General features: G+C 69.1%; 1 pseudogene. It reads left to right on the top strand.

The annotated features are described in order from the left end of the window. Positions 1 to 440: 440 nt before the first annotated feature. Positions 441 to 649: pseudogene (locus FMEAI12_RS00255) on the top strand (DDE-type integrase/transposase/recombinase); the annotation flags it as partial. Positions 650 to 776 lie beyond the last annotated feature (127 nt).

Below are 776 nucleotides of genomic sequence, written 5' to 3'. Positions count from 1 at the left end.
GGCCGCTCAGCGTCGCCGCCGATCGGATCGCGCATACGGCGATGCGCTGCGCGGGACTACTGGCAACACTCGCAGGCGACGGCATGCCCGTGGACCGCGCCGGAGGTGGCGGCTTCGTCGAGGAGGGTGTGGAAGCGGTTGGTGAGGTGTTCGGGGTGGATGGGCTGGCCGTCGGGGTGGGTGAAGGTGAGTCCGGTGTCGGGCCAGTCGCGGCCGGCGGCGAGGCGGGCGGCGTGTTGGCGGGTGCGGGCGGTTTTCAGGACGGCGAGGGTGTTGGCGTAGAGGGAGATGACGCGGTCGCCTGCGTCGGATTTGGGCCGGCCGAGCTGGGTGGCGTAGCCGATCTGGATGACTTGCCAGCGGATGGTGAGGGTGGCGTGGGTGAAGTCGATGTCGTCCCAGTGGATGCCGACGGATTCGCCGCGGCGGAGCCCGCGGTAGGCGATGAGGTGGTAGATGGGGTAGAGCGGCCGGGTAGCCCGGGGGGATCTACCTCGCCACCGTTATCGACTGCTACTCCCGCAATGTCCTCGGCTGGTCGATGGTCACCCACCTGCGCACCGAACTCATCACCGACGCGTTCACCATGGCCACCTCCCGCACCACCCTCACCCAGAACGCAATTTTCCACTCCGATCGAGGCGCACAAGGCGGATTCAACTGGTCGTCGCAACACCTCGATCCGGAGGTGTGGGAATGGGGCGGCCGGCGGATTGGACCGAGACGGTCACGGGGCGGGCGGGGATGTGCTCGCCGGGGCGGCCGCCGGTGGCACG

Origin of the sequence: Parafrankia sp. Ea1.12 (assembly GCF_900465275.1) — a bacterium.
Taxonomy (GTDB): domain Bacteria; phylum Actinomycetota; class Actinomycetes; order Frankiales; family Frankiaceae; genus Parafrankia; species Parafrankia soli.
Note: the sequence above shows the minus strand (reverse complement) of the source record. Positions and strands in the feature narration are given on the sequence as shown.